The organism is Fusibacter paucivorans (assembly GCF_018390735.1).
In the GTDB taxonomy this organism is placed as follows: domain Bacteria; phylum Bacillota; class Clostridia; order Peptostreptococcales; family Acidaminobacteraceae; genus Fusibacter; species Fusibacter paucivorans.
On the sequence record NZ_JAHBCL010000009.1, the window covers coordinates 45,890 to 64,263 of the forward strand.

The following is an 18,374-nucleotide window of genomic DNA, read 5'->3' on the forward strand; positions in this document are numbered from 1 at the left end:
TTCATTAAAATATGATGTGTCATTTCCCCGATTTTAATCGGTAAATCCTTGCTTTTTCGCAATTGCCATGATGTCCTGCCGTTTGTCAATAACTGCCTGCAATTTTGCAACAACTTGGTCACTAAAACTGTCAACGCGTTTATTGGCATTTCTAAGATCATAATAGGTTTGCATTTCTTCATCATAATCGGCAATTTCTGTTAAATAACTGTCAAATGACTGGTAACTGTTTTCAAATATTTTAAGTGTATTGGCCATTCTGGGTTTTAGCTGCGGCGATTGGTTTGGATAACCCAAGCCAAGCCCGACGACAGGAAAAGTTAACGGCGGCAGCTTCAACAATTCGCATAATTTTTCAGCGTCGTTGAGAATGCTGCCGAGAAACATGGCGCCAAGTCCGATGCGCTCTGCCGCATTGACGACATTTTGCGCTGCAAGGCATGCATCTGTAACACCTTGGAAAAAACGATCCATATCAGATGCATAAAAAACTGAACCCGCTTTTTCCTTAGCAATTTGCGCATTGCGATGTTGATCTGCAATAAAGATAAGCAGTTCCGGCGCTCTCGCCACATACTTTTGATGACAGATTTCAGCAATCGACTGTTTCAGTTCAGGATCGGTAACACGAATAATCGAATACTGCTGCATGCCGTTGGAAGTTGCCGTCTGTCGGGCAACAGCCATCAGCTGATCAAATAGCGTTTCTGGAATAGGTTCTTGTTTGAATTGACGAATGGTGCGATGCTCGAGCTGCGATTGCAGGTTGTTCATATGTCATGCCTCCCTTACGATTTACAGATATCCTTTTCATACCCAATTGCACGAACGCTAAAAGCACCCTAAAGCCATTTACAACTTTTTTACATTTTAGCTTGTATCTTAGCTAAAGCTCTGCTATGATATTGAAATGCCGCCAAAGCGCAGCAGTATAAAATACCTATACCGCTGCGCCTTGAACGCACATGCACATCTTAATAAATTGCCATTTTAATTTTAAGGGAGGAAGTCATGTCCTATCTTTACTATCTTTTATCTTTTGTCGCCGGTACTGCTGTCGCCATTCAAGTCGGCATTAACAGTCAGCTTCGCCAAAGTATTGGCAATCCTGTCCTGTCATCATTAATAAGTTTTGCCGTTGGCACCCTCAGCCTTGCCGTTATTTTCTTTGCCTCTATTCTCAATAAGAGTTATGTTATTGATCGCCAAACGCTATTCACAGGCATGCCTTGGTGGCTTTTTACCGGCGGACTATTTGGCGCCTTTTATATCTTCATGTCCATTATCGCACCTCAGAAAATCGGTTTCGCCAATATGTTCAGCATGGTCATCTTCGGTCAAGTACTGCTCTCAATTCTCTTCGACCACTTTGGACTCTTCGGCAATGCTGTTCACGCATTAAATCCCATGCGCCTTATAGGACTCGTTCTCTTAATCGGCGGCGTCTATATTATTCAGAAATTTTAACACTGTCTAAATGTGGTCATTCGGAATAATTGTCAGCCTAATCACCATTCTAAAAATCTTCTTTTAGAATATAAAGCGCCATTGTCTTCTGCGTTGCCGCATCATAGTTGACAGAAAGATAAACATCACCGTATTGAAAGTGCATATCGCCGTCGCTGTCGCTGGTTGGCTCTCCAAATACGGTTTTAAAGGCATCAATTGTATCGCCGAGTACGACACCGTCCAAGTCGATCTCAGAAGAAGTTGTGAACACTTGACTAACGGTATTATCGTTAAACCAAACGCGTATCCCTTCGTTTTCAAATGCCAGACCGCCTTCATCCGTTTTCTCCGGCGTTTCATTTAGTGTTTCCGTCAACGTTTGTTCATCCATTCCCAAAAGGCTAATGTAGGTTTCAAATTTGTTATCCTTTGTTTCGATCGCTTCATGATCTGCATTAGCAGACGCTTCTTCTGCCGTTTCCCCTTCCGTCGCATCAGATTCTATGGGCCCTTCTGCTTCATCATCCTGTCCTGCTGCATTATCACTTTGTTCACTATTTGGCAAATTATTCTGAGGATCATCTTGACTTGTCGTATCTTTACATCCCGTTAATGCAACGGTGGCAAGCACACTGATTAAAAGCGTCAATAACAGCATTCTCAATCGCTGTCCTCTCAGCATACCCGTTTTATGGTTCAATGATTGTTTAAACATATGTGTCTCCTTTCAGCGGTGCCCTATTTGAGATAAATGACATAAGAAACATCCATTGCTTTCATGGCTTTCGTTTCTGCAATGCTCGTCAGCAACTTGTCACCGGATGGGCTCCATTTGACACCGTCCACGACATCGACAAATTCTCTGGAAACGAACAGGTCTGTCATCTTATTCAAATGAAGAATATGTAGGCCCGTTTTTTGTTCATCTTCTGATATGACGATATACGCCAATTTATCCTGCTGAGGCGACCATTCAATACCAAAAATCGCACTGCCTTCAGCCAACACTTCGTTTTCATCTCCTGTTAAGTTCATTCGAACGAGCGACACCGTCTCATTATCAATACGACGTTCAACCGCAAAGGCATCCCGATTAGGCGACAATTCAAATCCTAACACAGCATCGGCAATTGTCGAACGAATCCCTCGCGATAGGTCATATGCCTTAAGGGTTCGGTCTGTACCAACGTAATAGATATTGTCACCAACTTTCACTGCACGCTGCGTTTGCATACTACCGATACCATCCATATAATCCACTGTTTGATCTGCATTGATAATACAAACACCGTCTTTCCCATAGGGAACGATGACTTCATCATTGCTAAGCCATTCCGCCTTCCCATATCCCATTGGTACATCCACCGTTACTTTCGCCTTGCCATTCGCATCCGACATCTCACCCATCGTCATGCCATCGATAACTTTCGCGTAAAAAAGATGCTGTCTATCCGGTGAAATAATCGGCGCCCATATGTAGGCTGATGGTTCTGAAAGCTGTTTCAGCCTTGCGTCATTTAGCTGAAATGCATAAAGACTCTGCACGGTCTGAACAGCATTAAAAGCAACCACCGGTGAAATCGCCTCATTGGGTCTCGTCACCAAAACAGTATCATCATCAAGCCAGCCTTCACCACGCATTCCTTCATAACGCTCTATTTTCTGAAAGTCAAAACGATTGTTCAGCGTCATGTAAGTATCTGATGCTTCTGCATCATCCAGAGGTGTAAGCATCACGAGGGTTTCCTCACCCACTGAAACAGTTTTTCGATGATATGCATCTGATTGGCAGGCTGTCAGCAGACTGATGCTCATAGCGCTCAACACACCCGTCAATAAAAAAATTCGCCAAGATCGGTGCTTTATTGTCATTCGATTAAACTTAATCATCATCGTCTCCTAACGAAGTGATGCTATTAGCATACGCTTCAATCTTTTCATCACAATAAACAAATGTATCCACATTGTAAACAATATCAACTTCACTGCAAACGCATCCTTAATCACTTTGCTTGTTCCGACATTTTAAGCGATCGGCATCCGTACGGTAAATCGCGTTCCGCCGGTTACTTCATCTTCGACTGTAATCTGTCCACCCAGTTTTTCCACAAGCCCCTTAACCAGCGCCAATCCGATGCCGCTGCTTTCATCATCACCGGCACGGCTCTGATCAATGCGGTAAAAAGGCTCAAAGATCGCAGTTTTCTCTGATTCAGAAATGCCCACGCCCGTATCTGCGACTTCTAAACACGCCATCTGATCCATTTCAAAACAACGAATGGTTATCCTCCCGTTTGGCCGATTGTATTTAATCGCATTATCGAGGAGATTAATGGCGATTTGCATAACGGCTTCTCTATCAGCATAGACGCAAACCGGTTCAAATGCTTGTATCATCTCCAGCCCACGATGCTGTGCCTTTCCATGAACGTGCTGTACGGCAACTTCCAGACATTCGCCCAAGTTTAAGACCTCACACTTGAGCTGAAAATCATAATGCTCCATTGCCGTTAAACGCAATACGCGATTGACCATTTCTGAAAGCCGACTGACTTCCTTTTGAATATAAGCGGCAGCTTCACCGTGCAGTTCCCTATCGGATTCATACATTTGAATCAAGTCAGCGTAGGCCTTGATCACTGTCAACGGCGTTCTGAATTCATGTGTCACATTGCCAATGAAGCGTTTCTGATGCTGTCCCATTGCTTCCAAATCGTCAACAGCATGACGCAGCTTATCCTGTTCTGAATGCAGCGCGTTCATTTGCCTCGCTATGGTTTCACCCATATGCCAAATGGCCTCGCTGAGTTCACCAAGTTCATCCTTTCGTACCAGCCGCACCACCTCTTTCGGTCGACCAGCCTCAATAGCTGCCGCAGACGCTGTTAACTGTGCCAATCCTTTTGTCAGCGGATGACTAAAGACAATCGCCCCAACTAACGTTACGACAAAGACAATGCCTGCCATCGACATCAACCGTTTTGTCATCAGTCCGTAAAAAGCATTCATTGCCGATACATCGTCATCGTATCGCAAAACGCCGATTTGCTGATTCGTATTGCTGAGCGGTGTTAAAAAATGAACCGTATTACCGCGCTGTACATACACATTCTGCCCGTCCAGCGCATACGGCATCATTTTCTCAACGGCCACTGTCGGTAAATAAGACCTTGAGTCTGCGATAATTTCACCATCTCTATCGTAGAGGACAACCCGAAGCCCACTGATGAGATCAAATCGCTTTACCAGTGCTGCTGCCCTTGTATGGATAAAAGCCTGCGGATCGACGATGGACTCCATCAAATAAGTCTGCTTAATATAGTCATTCGCAATTTCACCGCGCTCCATAAGTGTGCGCTCGAACTCCTGTCGCTGATAATTCCGAATATTAAAGAGAACCAAGGCACTCAATGCCGTTATGGCAATCAGCAGAATCGTCGCTAAAAAGAACCCCGTTTTAAATTTGATGCTCTGCTTCACATCAACCTCCAATTTTATAGCCAACGCCATAAACCGTTTGGATTAAATGCTCATACGCCGTACCTAATTTCTTCCTAAGCCTTTGAACGTGAATATCAACTGTTCGGGTACCGCCTTCATAGGTCATCTCCCAAAGCATATCCAGTAGCATCTCGCGTTCATAAACCCTACCGGGGTGTGCGACCAATAACGCCAGCAGATCAAACTCTTTTGGCGTCAATGAAAGTATACGTCCATCAACTCGCGCTTCACGTCTGGACGGAATCACACAAATCGCGTCATATTGATACTGCACTGCGGTTGCTTCTTTTCCAAGCCGTCTAATCAGCGCTTTGACACGTGCCATCAATTCGCGCATATCGAACGGTTTTGTCAGATAATCGTCTGCACCAAAAGCCAGCCCCAGCACTTTATCGACAATATCATCTTTTGCTGTCAGTAATATAATCCCCGCGGACGAATTGCCCTCCATCGCTTTGCAAACCTCTAAACCACTGAGTTCAGGCATCATAATATCAAGAATTAGTATATCCGGTTTAAACTGCGCCGCCAGTGTCAGTGCTTCGCGCCCATTGCATGCCGTTTCTACCGTGTACCCCTCTCGTTTTAAGGCATAACTGACTGCACTGACAATACCGGCTTCATCATCTGCAATTAATATTTTTTCAGGCATGGTTCCCCCTTTTTTATTTTATGACAATTGCTCTTTAATGTGAATCAGCTTCTAAATGAGGCAATTTTAAGGCGATTATGCAAATTCCTTAAACATCACTTTTGCATCCTTCATTTATTTGTATCCTTCATTTAATTGTAACCGGTGACCCTCAGTAAATACTATCAATCAACCGCATCATTTTTCAGTTTTCATTGGATACTCTCTCCCATTATAAAAAGGAAATATAAACAAAATGTATCCAATCGTAAAAAAATACGGCAGTCGTAAAGAAAACGCTAAAGATTATGATGAGATTTTCCATCTTTTGATCCTTCAAGGCACATTAAAAACCGCGGGAACGCTTTTCGGTTCCCGCGGCTTCAGACATTTTCAGCCATTAATGGCCACGCTTTTTTTGCTTCTTTTTCACTTGTTTCTGTTCATATCGAGCCGCAGCTGTTAAAGCACTGCGTTCTTTGGCCGCTTTGCGCCGAACACATTTCTGCGCTTCATATTGCGCGGCAATAACTGCCTGAGCTTTGGAACGCACATCCTGATCAATCGTCTGCCGATGAATCGCGCGCTGCAATCGCTTGGGGTTTATCGTTTTCACCGCCGTGCCATCATCAACGCCTTCACTAAAAGTCAAATGCTTGTATTGATTCATTAAAAATACATAGACTTCAGCTGTACTCGGTTCAGCACCAAAGGTTACCTTACTCGCCTGAAAAGTCCCCTCAGTCCAGCGTTCAAAAACGCCGACCCAATAGGGTGATTCAAAAAAAACGGTTAACTGTCCTCTTAAAAAAATGCTCATATTCCCTCCTTATTTGAACGGCATTTTTTCAAGAATGGACAACCCAGGAGGGCAGGTTACTGACGGTTTTACAGCGCTCTATCATCTTTCTCCATAAACCGCATCCGGACTACCAACCGGATCGTGTTTTTATCCTGTACACGTACATTTTCAGTTTAACACATCTTATAGCGTCACATCAACCGAATTTAAGCCCTCGCTTTGACAGCATCAGCCTTATTGTCTTCTGTCCTTATCGTTGGCTGTACTGTCTTTTATTTGCCCTTTAACACCATCATTGCTACATCGTCGTTAAAGTGTGTCTCTTTCGATTTGTGAATCATATGAAAGGCATAGAGTACTTCGTCCAGAAAATCTTTTGGTGATTGCGTCCACATTGTTTGGAACTTTTCTGCTACTTTTTTGACCTCTGTCCACGCCGTTATATCCGATGCTTCACCGGAACAGAAAAGACCATCTGTATAGAGAAAAATGCTGTCGTCACTTTCAAAGGGGATCACTTCCGTTTCAAATGCAATATCATCAAAAATACCAACGATAAAGCCATTTTGTTCAATGGTCTGTATCACGTCTTCCGATGAAATATAAATAAGTGGATATGGCTGTCCGGCATTGGCATAGTAGAGTTTGCCATGATCAATAATCCCTACGAATGCCGTGAAGACAAAGTAATGATCTCTCCCTGCAAAATCAAAGTATTCAAAGATCGCTCGGTTCATATCTTCCAGAATTTCATGCGGCATATACGCTGTATGATCGACACACTTTCGGAACAGAATTTTAACCATGGACGATGCCATACCGGCTGCAATACCATGTCCCGTCACATCTGCGATCATAAAGTAGACGCGCCCATCTCTCTCAACGCAGTCAAAAAAATCGCCGCCAATCCCAAGTGATGGCTGATACTTAATATAGAGATCTATGTCTTCAAAACTATCCGACTTCGGCAGCATAATATTGGCAAAGACATTGGCATTTTTAAGTTCTTCCTGAATTTCCCGATTAAGCTCAAAAATAGTCCGGCTCTGCTCATACATAATCAGTGCGTTTTTTGCTTTGAGCGGCAAGATAATGTTCATATCATCCGGTGACAAAGGCTTCGTAAAGTAGTCCACTGCACCGCTTTTCAACGTGCTCTCTATCGAGGCAATCTCCCGAATGGAACTGTTGACGATAACCGGAATATCTCGGCTTCGTTCATGACTCTTAAGTTTTTTCAGCGTTTCATAGCCATCCATTTTCGGCATAATTAAATCCAGCATTATGAGGTCAATCTGCTTCTTTGAAACAATCTCTAAAACTTCTAACCCATTTGCCGCCTCTTCAAACGTTACATTTTGTAAACTTTGCGATAAAATTTCCTTAACCAGCATCCGATTCATATTAGCATCATCTGCAATGAGAATACAGTAACCCAAATCATCACCCCCGAATCAATCACTCATTTCAAAAAACTGATCGAGCTTCATCAGTTTAAACAACATCTGTACATCCGCATTGGCGCCAATAACTCTAAAATGTTTTTCCATACCCTTTGCACGTTTAAAAACACTGATAATAAAGGTAACACCTGTTGAATCAATATTGTCATTGCCTGCCAAGTCTAATATAAGTTCATTAAAATCATCGATCTCCGTAAAAATTTGTTCAACTTCTTTTTGATAAGCTGCAACGTTGTTGGCCGTTAAGCCATCCTTAATTGTCATTTTCAAATGATTCATTGCATCGCCTCCTTACTCAAATCCAACGTCGCAACGATGGTGTTTCCCGTTATATTTAGCTCAAATTCCAGCCGTCTAATCGTTTCTAATCCTCGTCGTCGGTCAGCGAGTGCATCAACGTCCGACTCGGTCTCATCCGCCGAATGTTTCAGACGCTCCAGTGTCTCATTGGCACAAATTGCATGATAGGTCTTGTCGTGCCTTGGCACTTTTTCTGCGACACCTGCATCAGAGGATGCTACATCCATGCAAATACCTGACCCCTCATCTCGAATTGTAAAAATAAACAGTTGATCTCTTGATTCGATTCTCAAAAAGACTTTTTTTTGCGGATCAAATGCATTGCCGTGTTCCACTGCATTATTTAACAGCTCTCTGAGTACAAAATTGATTTTAAAAAGCGTATGAGACATCCAGTCAATTTCTCTGGCTTTTAACAGCATCAGCGCTTCTTTCGCTTTTTCATCCACCAATTCGAATGTCGAGTGAAATGTCGTTTCATAAATCACCATAAAAAGCCTCCTATCAGGAAAAGAAATTATAGATCAGCGCCGTTAGCAATGTTGGCAGCAGAGCATATTGAAAAAGTTTGCCCGCAGAAATACCCGTTTCAAAAAAACGTTTTAGCACAGACTGACCAATAGGGTTTGGTGCATTGGCAATAATGGTAAGCCCCCCGCCAGTCAAAGCGCCTGATACGACAGCATAACGCATAGATGCTGGGAAATCCGGTACCAGCGTACTTAAATAAGTAATGGCGGCATTGTCATTAAAAGCCGTTAAAACCGTTGCTGCAATATTGAGATGCAAAGGGTTTAATCTTCCAAGTAACGGGGCAATCCACCAAGCTTGCAGCGTCCCATGAATCATAATGCCCGATAAAAAGAATGCGACAAGCAATGGAGACTTTAAATCCAACCTGTTTTGATAAAATTCAGTGACTTGATAAAAACCGAGAAAGAAAAGAAAACCCGCTAAGAAAAGGACTGGTGTCTCAGCATGAATCACTGTCCAAACGAGGAAAAACACATGGACACCCATAATCCAATAGGGAACTTGATCTTCCCGCTCATCCCAGTGTGAATCGTAGATTGTCGTCAAACCTGATGACTTTGTAAGTCCCGGGATGGACTTCGCCATTTCTTCCATTACAATCCCATCAAATTTTTCGTCGATGGCATTGCTGATATCATATTTTTCACACTCTTCAGGCGTCAGTTTTTCGTGAGCCAAATCCTTGATGTTTTCTTTCAGAATAATGCTGTATGCATTGAGTTCAGACGTAAAGTGAACGCGTTTATCCACCAGTTTTTCCAGTTCCGTAAAATTCTCTTCAAGTTCCTTTTGACTAATGAAACGCCGCTGTATATAACGTTTAAATTTTGCATTTTCGTAGGCTTCCTTCATATCTCCAAGTTCACCTCGAATCAATATGTAATAACTTGCCGTATTGGCAACCAGTGCCAGAAGTGTCTTCCAACCAAATGTGGTCAGCATAAAATTCATATCCCAAGACCAAGGCCCCGCTACCATCATCACCGGCGGCGATGCAAAATTGGTCAATGAACCGCCAATTGAGATGTTGACGAAGAGCAACGCCAGTGTCGCATATTTCAATCTTTTAGATGGCCCAAGACTATAAAACTTATCTGCAAGTAGCAACGCCGAAACAGCCATGGCAGCAGGTTCCGTGATAAATGCACCCAGAATACCCGATAAAAATAATATGAGTACCCACCATGTCTCAAGCGAATCGCCAATGATTCTGACAATGCGCCAAAGGACGAGTTCAAAGAGTTTAATAATCGGTCGCGAAGAGGCAATCACCATAATCACAATAACAAAGAGCGGTTCAATATATTCAAGCCCTTCGACATAGTGTACAAATGTCGACCAATCATAATAAGTCGCAATGGCAATAGCCAGAAAAACCGCCCAAAATCCAAAGACCACTTCTATTTCGCCCAATAAGTGAAAAAAACTGGCAGGGATCGAATGTGAGTGCTTATCGCGAAGACCTTCTTTAATCAGCAACTCATATTCATGCTCCAAACGATGCGCAAGTCCCGTAAAAAAACTGGTCAACAGTGTATGGGCGATGGCGAGTACAAAAATCACCAACGCAATGACATTAAAGGGTTCTACCGCAGCACGATGCGCCAATATATTAAAATAGCCGGTCATCGCTTGGTCTTCATAACTCAAATCTGATCTTGGGAAAACCGCCGCCTCTTCAGTACCGTTTGCAAACGCGGCCGACTGCAAAAAAAACAGTAAAAAAATGCCAATGACCATTAATAAAATCATTCGATGATGTCGAAAAAAACTCAATTTTTCATTTACTGTACACAACTTTTCATACATGGGAGCACCTCAAAAATGGGATATATCAAAAGGATACCCAGATCTCGGCAATACTATCATTTGCTTATACGAATAGTCCTCCAAACGGCAATATTAATCGCCTGTCAATTCCCCCAGAGACACTTTTACAGGTTTGGATCCTCTTTGCATGAAAAAACAGCCCCCTTGCGAAAGCTGTCTTTTCAGTGCCGTTCATGATGTCGTTTTACCATACGCCCTTACTGTTCCTTTCCTCTGTTATTGGAAATTTCGATTAACCCATGCATGACTGAAATCATTCACTTCTTTTTCAGCCTCCGCATGTGATACGCCGCAGCGTTTTTCAATAATACCAACCAAGCTTTCGAGATTAGCTTCGATCTCATCCAGATCATTATCTGTCAGCTCATCCCATCTCATTTTGACTTCTTCTTTCATTTCATCCCATTCAATTTCCAGTTGATTGCGATTCATGATAAAGCCTCCTTCATTTTTACTGATTTCGTCATTCTATGTATACCTATTTTGATAAATTTTAATCAATTTTATGTAAATCAATAAACGATTAATCAATCTCACCAAATACACTTAAAGTATTTGATGAAATTACTAAAAAACAAAAAAATAAAAGGCATTTAAGTTGTTTGATTGATTCAGATAACATTATGATTATCTTAAAATAATCAATTCTCTTAAACACCTATTTTCATCACTTTTCAATAATCGACATGAGAACAGCGCCTGCCGGATAGGCTTTCTGAAAAACCGCGTCATCCGGCATTGCTTCAAAATGTCCAAGCGTCTGCGTCCGATAAACTGTATACCAGTCATAGCCCGTCTCAACCATTGCTTCGCTTGCTAGCGGTTCACCTAAAGCAGGGATAATATCGAGACACGCGATTGCAACAAGATGACCATCAAGTCCCTTCAAGCCGCCGTTTTCAAAGGCTGCAAAACCATATTTCAGTGTTTCGCGCCCCAAATAAACGAGTTCGTCATAAGCATCACGATGCGTCTCAATATAATCGCCAGGTGCCGAACTGAGCGCCGGTGAAGATTCGATTTCGGCAATCAACGCTTCAATCCACACCTTTATCGCCTCCGGTGGCAATACCGCTTCAGCAATCGCCTGCTGATAACACGCAATCGCATTTGGAACTGTATACGATGTAAGCGGTATTGGATCTGCCACATTTTTATGAACGGTTCGCCATGTTTCAGCTTGTTCTGCTGTATTAGGCGTCCGGATCTCTATGAGTTCATATATTCCCTGTTCCGTCACTTGCAGTGTCATCAGCACCGGCGTTTCGATACGCTGCTGTTCAATCAGCCGCCCATCCTGTTTGGTAAAATCACATGCCATCGCCGCCGTATAAACCGTCACCGAATCGTTATTGCTGTCCGAAACAATCATCCCAAGCGGTGTGTAGGACGTCGTCTCAATCAACGCTTCGCTTTGACTTTCAGCAGCACCGCCGCCATTAAAACCTGTGTTCGAACGCAAGTACGCCGTCAGCGCATTTGTGATCACTTGATCCGGCAATGCATTATTCATCACATTGGCAAGATTTGCAAGTGAGCTTTCAGACTCACCAAACATTCGAATATCACGCTGAAATAAAGAATCTGCCCATTCACGGTCAAAAGTGTATGATCGCCCTTCATGCAGTGAATTGATTTCATACCGCACCCACGATGCATTGTCAATCAGCGCTAGCAATATCGCCGCATTTCGATTCAAAATCATCGAAGCACTGGGATCGCCAATGGCATCCTTATGATCACCCCATTGTTCGAGATAAGCATCGTCTTTTGTCGTCAGAGGTATCGTAACCCCATAAGGCAATTCAGAAGTTTGCAGCGCAACACCCCCATAGGTTAATGCCTCCGGCATTGAAAGACCGCTCAAAATACCGACGACTTTTGAATTGTCCCCAACATAAAGTGTACGATTGGCATAGAGCGTCTCAACGTCAACAGGTTCAATGAGCTCTAATACTGCTGATCGATCAGGCATCGCTGCCGGAGCTTCACGCTGTGTCACCAGCAATACGCCAACAGCACAAATGAAGCAGATGCCAATACTCGACCACACCAACAGGCGTTTTTGCTGTTTATATTTTAACACGCGTTTAATTCGCTGTTTAATATCGCCTTTGCCAAAGCCGACGCCCTGCGCGGTATGCATGGATGCCGTCTTGAGAATTGCCGTCGCATAAGCGGGCTTTATGCTTTCACCAAGATTTTCAATAACCGCCTCGTCACAGGCCATTTCCATATCCGCCTCAGAGACTCTATACGCCAGCCATACCAATGGATTAAACCAGTGAACGCTTACTGCCGCATAGCCAATGAGCCTAAAGAGCATATCTTTTCGCACGATATGCATTTTTTCATGCTGTAAAACAGTATGATTCGCCTGTAAATCAAAACCTAGCGGTACGTAAATCACAGGTTTTATGATTCCCATAACAAATGGCGTCTCAATACCAGGCAACGTATAAATCAATGCCTGATCTGCAACTTTTTCAGCATAGCGCAGCTGATGCTGCAATTGAATTGCCGAAGCAATCCCCTTTCCAAGTACTGCCAAAATACCTAGTACCCAAATAATAATCACCAAACGTTCCCACATAGCATCTGAATGTATCATGACACCATCTGGCACGACACGCCGCGTCACCGCATTGACCACGGGTGCCGTTACAGACAATCGCTGTGATTGTGCTACGACGCCATCAATTGCTGCCGCTGCTGTCTCGAATTCCCGATGACTTGATACCCCTATCGATTTTGCCCATTGACTGAAAGCCACGACCATCGAATGCATCGAGAACGGCCAAATCATGCGATAAAGCACTACTGACCAAAGCAGATAAACGTGTCGCTTATGCATGTTTCGAAACAGTATGCGCAAAGCAAAAACACAGCCAATGGCAATTGTTGTGTTCACACTCATCGTTAACAGTTTTGTTAATATTGTATCCATCATTGATCGCCATCCTTATAAGCTGCAATAAGTGCTTCAAGCGCTTCGATCTCCCGATCGCCAAGTTTCGAATGTTTCGCAAAAGCGGTGATAAATTTGGGCAGAGAACCCCCATAAGCATCATTAATAAACTGTTCTCCCCGTGCCGCCAGAAAAGCTTCCTTGGTCATCAAAACAACGACCACCCCGTCTTTATTTTGAAACAATCCTCGATCACACAATCTTTTTAACATGGTATATGTCGTCGTTCGTTTCCAATCAAATGTCGTTTTTGCTTCCTGTATGAGCACCCGCGTCGTTACCGGTGCCTGTTCCCAGATCATCTCTGCAAATTTCATTTCCATTTCACCTAGCTTTAACAATTCCACACCTTGCACCTCTTCTTTGTTAAATATCATCTTAACGCATTTCATTCGTTAAAATTTCAATGCTTTTTATCGCTTCATATGTTAATCAATTTACAACTTCAACGATTCAAATTAACTTAACCAATCTAATCGCTGCATCAAGCGTCGCATGCTGTCTAATATCATTAGACAACTATAGTCTAACGTCATTAGACAGCTTTGTCAATTGTTTTTTGATCTTGCTTATCTATTAAAGAAAAGTGTGCCGCTAATGCACTATAAAAAATTGCCGACAGGTTATCCCGTCGGCAATCTTAATATTCTAAATTCTATTCACTTCGTTAAGTACCGATTGTTCTTAAATCATTTTACATTCGGCCAATTGCGTCATTTGAAAATCTAATAAATTTACCTATTTGCTGTTCAGTGCCTTAATGCCGCGTTCGATTCGGCCAAGCGCTTCTTCGATCAATGATCGAGGACACGCCGCGTTGATGCGTTCAAAGCCTTCACCGCCGCTGCCAAAGATATAACCTTCATCAAGTGCCAGTTTCAGATCTCTTTGCATCCACTTTTCAAGTGAGCTTTGATCCATATTAAGCCCTCTAAAGTCGAGCCATGCCAGATAGGTTCCCTCTGGCTTTTTAAAGGTTACGCCCGGTAAACGCTCGTCTACAAACTTTTTGATAAAGTCCATATTGCCTTCAATGTATGCTAAAACAGCTTCCAGCCATGGTTCGCCTTTTGTATACGCCGCTTCCAGCGCCACAATCCCAAAGGTATTCGGATGACGAATCGCATTGTTTTCAAGCGTTACTTGATATTCCTTTCGCAGTTTATCGTTCGGAATAATAATATTCGATACTTGAAGCCCTGCGAGGTTAAATGTTTTAGATGGTGCCACACAGGTAATGCTGTTGTTGGCAAAAGATTCTGAAATGCTTGCAAACGGCGTATGCTGATGCCCGCTCATGATGAGGTCTGAGTGAATTTCATCTGCAACGACCAAGACATCATTTGCTAAACAAATTTCACCAAGGCGTTCCAGTTCTTCTTTTCGCCAGACACGCCCCACAGGATTGTGCGGGCTGCATAGAATCAGCATTCTAACACGAGGATCTTTTACTTTTGCTTCAAGATCTTCATAATCCATAACGTAGTCGCCGGCTTCTTCTTTCAACGGATTGAGCACAATGCCAGCACCGTTGTTATTAATGGCCATTGAGAACGGATAATAGACGGGATTTTGAATAATCACTTTATCGCCCGTTTTGCAGAACGTCTGAACTAAATAATTCACTGCGGGAACGACACCGGGTGTAAAGACGATCCACGATTTATCAAGCTGCCAGTTATTGCGGCGAGCATTCCAGTCAACAATCGCTTCATAATAGGATTCGTCAATGTCCGCATAACCATAGATTCCGTGTTCAGCTCTTTTTACCAACGCCTCTACAACGGGATCAGGACATTTAAAGTCCATATCCGCCACCCACATTGGCAGCATCTCTTCATCGCCAAACATCGTTTTTAAAACATTGGGTTCCCATTTTACTGAATTGGTATTTTTTCGATCAATAATTTTGTCAAATTGATACTGCATGTCGAAAAGCCTCCTTTGATTTAACGCATTTTTTCATACGTTTAATATAGTCGCACAACATTATGCGAATTTGAATACCTTTAAACCGTTTCGAGTCGATATACGTCTGGACGTCTATTCTTTAAGCTTGGCAACTCATCTCTCATACGGGTTACCATATCGAGATCTACGGTTGCAATCACCATGGCTTCTTCTTTTTCAATTTCCGCAATAATTTCGCCCCATGGGTTAATCATCAGGCTATGACCATAGGAATGAATGTTTTCGCGTTTCTCACCCGTTTGAGCTGATGCAATAATGTAACATCCGTTTTCGATGGCACGCGCTCTTAAAAGCGTTTCCCAATGTGCTTCACCAGTTGCATAGGCAAAGTTTGCAGGTACAAAGATGATTTCTGAGCCCTGCAGCGAAAGCAATCTGAAAAGTTCAGGAAATCTAAGATCATAACAGATGGTCAATCCCAAATGCCCAATTGACGTTTCAACGGAAACCACATCACCGCCCGCTTTATTGCGCGAAGATTCAAGTGCGGTTACTTTTCCCGGAATATCAACATCATATAGATGAATTTTTCGATAAATCGAAACCGTTTCACCTTCGGGATTCAACAACACCGTCGTGTTGTACGGCAAGCCTTCCGCTTGCCTTTCTCTGATGCTGCCGCAATGAATCCACATGCCGTACTTCTTTGCACATGCTTTCATAAATGTAATCGTTGGGCCATCCAATGGCTCGGAAGTATCTATGGTGCGATCCGCAGTCATGCGGTTCATGACTTCTGGCAATGCAATTAGGGCAACATCCTCAGATTTTGCCTTTGCAATAAACGCTTCAATACGTTTTAAATTATCATCACGGTCACCGCCCGTGTCCATTTGTATCATGCCGATTTTATATGTTCTCATAGCACTACCTTTCTATTATATACCAATCTTACGTCATCATGTATTGTTATTGATACTTGCGTCACATTATTGTCGGCCAGCCATTCACTGCTGGCCGACATTTTATAGCGTAGGTTTTTTATAGCTGATTGATTTCCTTAACATAATGGCAAGCGACGTAGTGACCTTCGGTCACAGCTTCAAAAACAGGTTCTTCTGTACGACATTTATCCTTAACATACGCACATCGTGATGCAAATCGACATCCCGGTTTCGGATTAACCGGTGATGAAATTTCACCTTTTAATAAGCTGCGCTCTTTTTTTGCCCCGACTTCTGCAATTGGCACTGCAGCCAGAAGCGCCTTGGTATACGGATGCAAACGATTTTTAAAGAGCTGTGATGACGATGTGTATTCCACCATCTTGCCCATGTACATCACGAGTATATCATCTGAAATATGCTTAACCACTGACAAATCGTGCGTAATAAATAGATAGGTCAGTCCCAGCTCATCCTGCAAATCCTGCATGAGATTTAAAATCTGCGCCTGAATAGATACATCCAGCGCCGATACGGGTTCATCGCAGACGATAAACTTCGGTTTAAGTGCCAGCGCACGGGCCACGCCAATCCGTTGTCGCCTCCCGCCATCGAGTTCATGTGGAAAGCAATTTGCCAAATCGGCTGAAAGCCCTACAATATCCATGAGCTCGAAAACCCTTTTCGTGAGTTTAGATCGATCTGTTTCAACCCGATTGATCACCAAAGGTTCTGAAATAGTCTGAAATACAGACATTCTGGGATTTAGCGACGAATAAGGATCTTGAAAAATCATTTGCATATTGGGTCTCAGCGCTTTTAATGCCGTTTTATCGATATTGGTAATATCTTCACCTTCGAAATAGATCTCGCCGCTGGTTTTAGGGAGCAAATGGACAATCGTTCTGCCAAGTGTCGATTTGCCGCAGCCTGATTCGCCCACAACGCCCAATGTCTTCTGTGTCTCAATTTTTAGGCTGACACCGTCCACAGCGTGAAGCATTCCATTCGGTGTTTTAAAATGCTTTTTTAGATTTTTAACTTCTAATAAAGTGCTCATGCCTGATCACCTCCACCGATATATTTATAACATTTTACGAGGTGGTTCTCACCAACGTCAATCACCACGGGTTCACTCTCGCGGCACCTTGGCATGACGTCCGGGCATCTATCGGCAAAATTGCATCCGACCGGCAGATTGGCCGGGTTTGGCATCTGTCCTTTAATCGGTTTAAGGCGCTTAACATCTTCATGAAACTTCGGAATAGAATCAAACAGGCCTCTTGTATACGGATGTTTTGTATCATTGTAAACCTGCTCAATGGTTCCGTATTCAACAATTTCGCCAGCATACATAATGGCAACAGTTTCGCACACCTCTGCAACGACGCCGAGGTCGTGTGTAATCATCAAAAGCGACGTATTAAATTCTTTTTGCAGTTTTTCCATCAAGTCGAGCACTTGCTCCTGAATGGTTACATCCAGTGCCGTCGTCGGCTCGTCAGCAATAAGCAGTTCCGGATTACATGCCAGCGAAATGGCGATGACAACGCGCTGCTTCATGCCGCCTGAAAATTGATGCGGAAAATCCTTGAGTCGATTACCGGGAATGCCCACCGTTTCCAGCATTTCCTGTGCTTTAATATAGGCTTCGTCCCGCGGCATCTTTTGGTGCAGTCTAATGACTTCGGCAATTTGATCGCCAACGGTCATAACGGGGTTGAGCGCCGTCATGGGATCTTGAAAGATCATGGATATTTTATTCCCTCGAACTGCACGCATATCTCTTTGTGACAGTTTTAGGAGATTTTGTCCACAATAGCAGATTTCGCCTTCGACGATTTTACCGGGTGGGTTGGGTATCAAATTGAGTATACTAAGCGCTGTCGTCGTCTTTCCCGCACCTGTTTCACCAATAAGCCCCAGCGCTTCACCTTTGTGAATCTTTAAATCAATGTGATTGACTGCTTCAACCACTTTGCCATCTGTACTGTATATGACTTTTAAATTTTTAATTTCTAATAACGTATCCCTCATAGCC

18 protein-coding genes are annotated in these 18,374 nt (G+C 43.2%); 1 reads left to right on the top strand and 17 read right to left on the bottom strand.

All coding sequences use genetic code 11. The annotated features are described in order from the left end of the window. Window positions 1-33 precede the first annotated feature (33 nt). Complete coding sequence (locus KHM83_RS06440) at window positions 34-774, bottom strand: NADPH-dependent oxidoreductase (protein ID WP_213236124.1); 741 nt, start codon at window positions 772-774, stop codon at window positions 34-36. A gap of 237 nt (window positions 775-1,011) precedes the next feature. On the opposite strand from KHM83_RS06440, the gene KHM83_RS06445 reads away from it, so the two are divergent. Beyond that, a complete protein-coding gene (locus KHM83_RS06445) occupies window positions 1,012-1,467 on the top strand; it encodes a DMT family transporter (RefSeq protein WP_213236126.1) in 456 nt (151 codons plus the stop codon). Window positions 1,468-1,516: 49 nt separating this feature from the next. Here KHM83_RS06445 and KHM83_RS06450 read toward each other — a convergent pair whose 3' ends face one another. From KHM83_RS06450 to KHM83_RS06525, 16 genes are all read right to left on the bottom strand, one after another. Next, window positions 1,517-2,164: a hypothetical protein gene (locus KHM83_RS06450; RefSeq protein WP_213236127.1), complete on the bottom strand. Its 648-nt coding sequence runs from the start codon at window positions 2,162-2,164 to the stop codon at window positions 1,517-1,519. A 23-nt stretch (window positions 2,165-2,187) separates the two neighbouring features. After that, a complete protein-coding gene (locus KHM83_RS06455) occupies window positions 2,188-3,339 on the bottom strand; it encodes a hypothetical protein (protein ID WP_213236128.1) in 1,152 nt (383 codons plus the stop codon). A gap of 135 nt (window positions 3,340-3,474) precedes the next feature. Beyond that, window positions 3,475-4,929, bottom strand: coding sequence for a HAMP domain-containing sensor histidine kinase (locus KHM83_RS19940; RefSeq protein WP_213236133.1), 1,455 nt, complete (start codon window positions 4,927-4,929; stop codon window positions 3,475-3,477). Between the two features lies 1 nt (window position 4,930). Continuing rightward, window positions 4,931-5,602 (bottom strand): response regulator transcription factor, encoded by a 672-nt coding sequence (locus KHM83_RS06465; RefSeq protein WP_213236134.1) that lies wholly within the window; start codon window positions 5,600-5,602, stop codon window positions 4,931-4,933. Between the two features lie 379 nt (window positions 5,603-5,981). Then, a complete protein-coding gene (locus KHM83_RS06470; protein WP_213236135.1) occupies window positions 5,982-6,401 on the bottom strand; it encodes a YjdF family protein in 420 nt (139 codons plus the stop codon). Between the two features lie 254 nt (window positions 6,402-6,655). Then, window positions 6,656-7,822 carry a SpoIIE family protein phosphatase gene (locus KHM83_RS06475; RefSeq protein WP_213236136.1) on the bottom strand — a complete coding sequence of 389 codons (1,167 nt, stop codon included), beginning with the start codon at window positions 7,820-7,822 and terminating at the stop codon, window positions 6,656-6,658. Between the two features lie 15 nt (window positions 7,823-7,837). Continuing rightward, window positions 7,838-8,125: an STAS domain-containing protein gene (locus tag KHM83_RS06480; protein ID WP_213236138.1), complete on the bottom strand. Its 288-nt coding sequence runs from the start codon at window positions 8,123-8,125 to the stop codon at window positions 7,838-7,840. Continuing rightward, window positions 8,122-8,637, bottom strand: coding sequence for an ATP-binding protein (locus KHM83_RS06485; protein WP_213236139.1), 516 nt, complete (start codon window positions 8,635-8,637; stop codon window positions 8,122-8,124). Before KHM83_RS06485 ends, KHM83_RS06480 begins: the two co-directional genes overlap by 4 nt. A 13-nt stretch (window positions 8,638-8,650) precedes the next feature. Next, complete coding sequence (locus KHM83_RS06490; RefSeq protein ID WP_213236140.1) at window positions 8,651-10,489, bottom strand: putative Na+/H+ antiporter; 1,839 nt, start codon at window positions 10,487-10,489, stop codon at window positions 8,651-8,653. 237 nt (window positions 10,490-10,726) lie between these two features. Next, entirely contained in the window at window positions 10,727-10,942 is a 216-nt protein-coding gene (locus tag KHM83_RS06495) for a CsbD family protein (RefSeq protein ID WP_213236141.1), read from the bottom strand. Window positions 10,943-11,177: 235 nt separating this feature from the next. After that, complete coding sequence (locus KHM83_RS06500) at window positions 11,178-13,460, bottom strand: M56 family metallopeptidase (protein WP_213236143.1); 2,283 nt, start codon at window positions 13,458-13,460, stop codon at window positions 11,178-11,180. Then, a complete protein-coding gene (locus KHM83_RS06505) occupies window positions 13,457-13,825 on the bottom strand; it encodes a BlaI/MecI/CopY family transcriptional regulator (protein WP_213236145.1) in 369 nt (122 codons plus the stop codon). Before KHM83_RS06505 ends, KHM83_RS06500 begins: the two co-directional genes overlap by 4 nt. A gap of 391 nt (window positions 13,826-14,216) precedes the next feature. Beyond that, window positions 14,217-15,407 carry a MalY/PatB family protein gene (locus tag KHM83_RS06510; protein ID WP_213236147.1) on the bottom strand — a complete coding sequence of 397 codons (1,191 nt, stop codon included), beginning with the start codon at window positions 15,405-15,407 and terminating at the stop codon, window positions 14,217-14,219. A gap of 80 nt (window positions 15,408-15,487) precedes the next feature. After that, window positions 15,488-16,312 (bottom strand): carbon-nitrogen hydrolase family protein, encoded by an 825-nt coding sequence (locus KHM83_RS06515; protein WP_213236149.1) that lies wholly within the window; start codon window positions 16,310-16,312, stop codon window positions 15,488-15,490. Between the two features lie 118 nt (window positions 16,313-16,430). Continuing rightward, a complete protein-coding gene (locus KHM83_RS06520; protein WP_213236151.1) occupies window positions 16,431-17,393 on the bottom strand; it encodes an ABC transporter ATP-binding protein in 963 nt (320 codons plus the stop codon). Then, on the bottom strand, window positions 17,390-18,370 hold the full coding sequence (locus KHM83_RS06525; protein WP_213236152.1) for an ABC transporter ATP-binding protein: 981 nt from the start codon (window positions 18,368-18,370) through the stop codon (window positions 17,390-17,392). The genes KHM83_RS06520 and KHM83_RS06525 overlap by 4 nt, the downstream gene beginning before the upstream one ends. Between the last annotated feature and the right edge of the window lie 4 nt (window positions 18,371-18,374).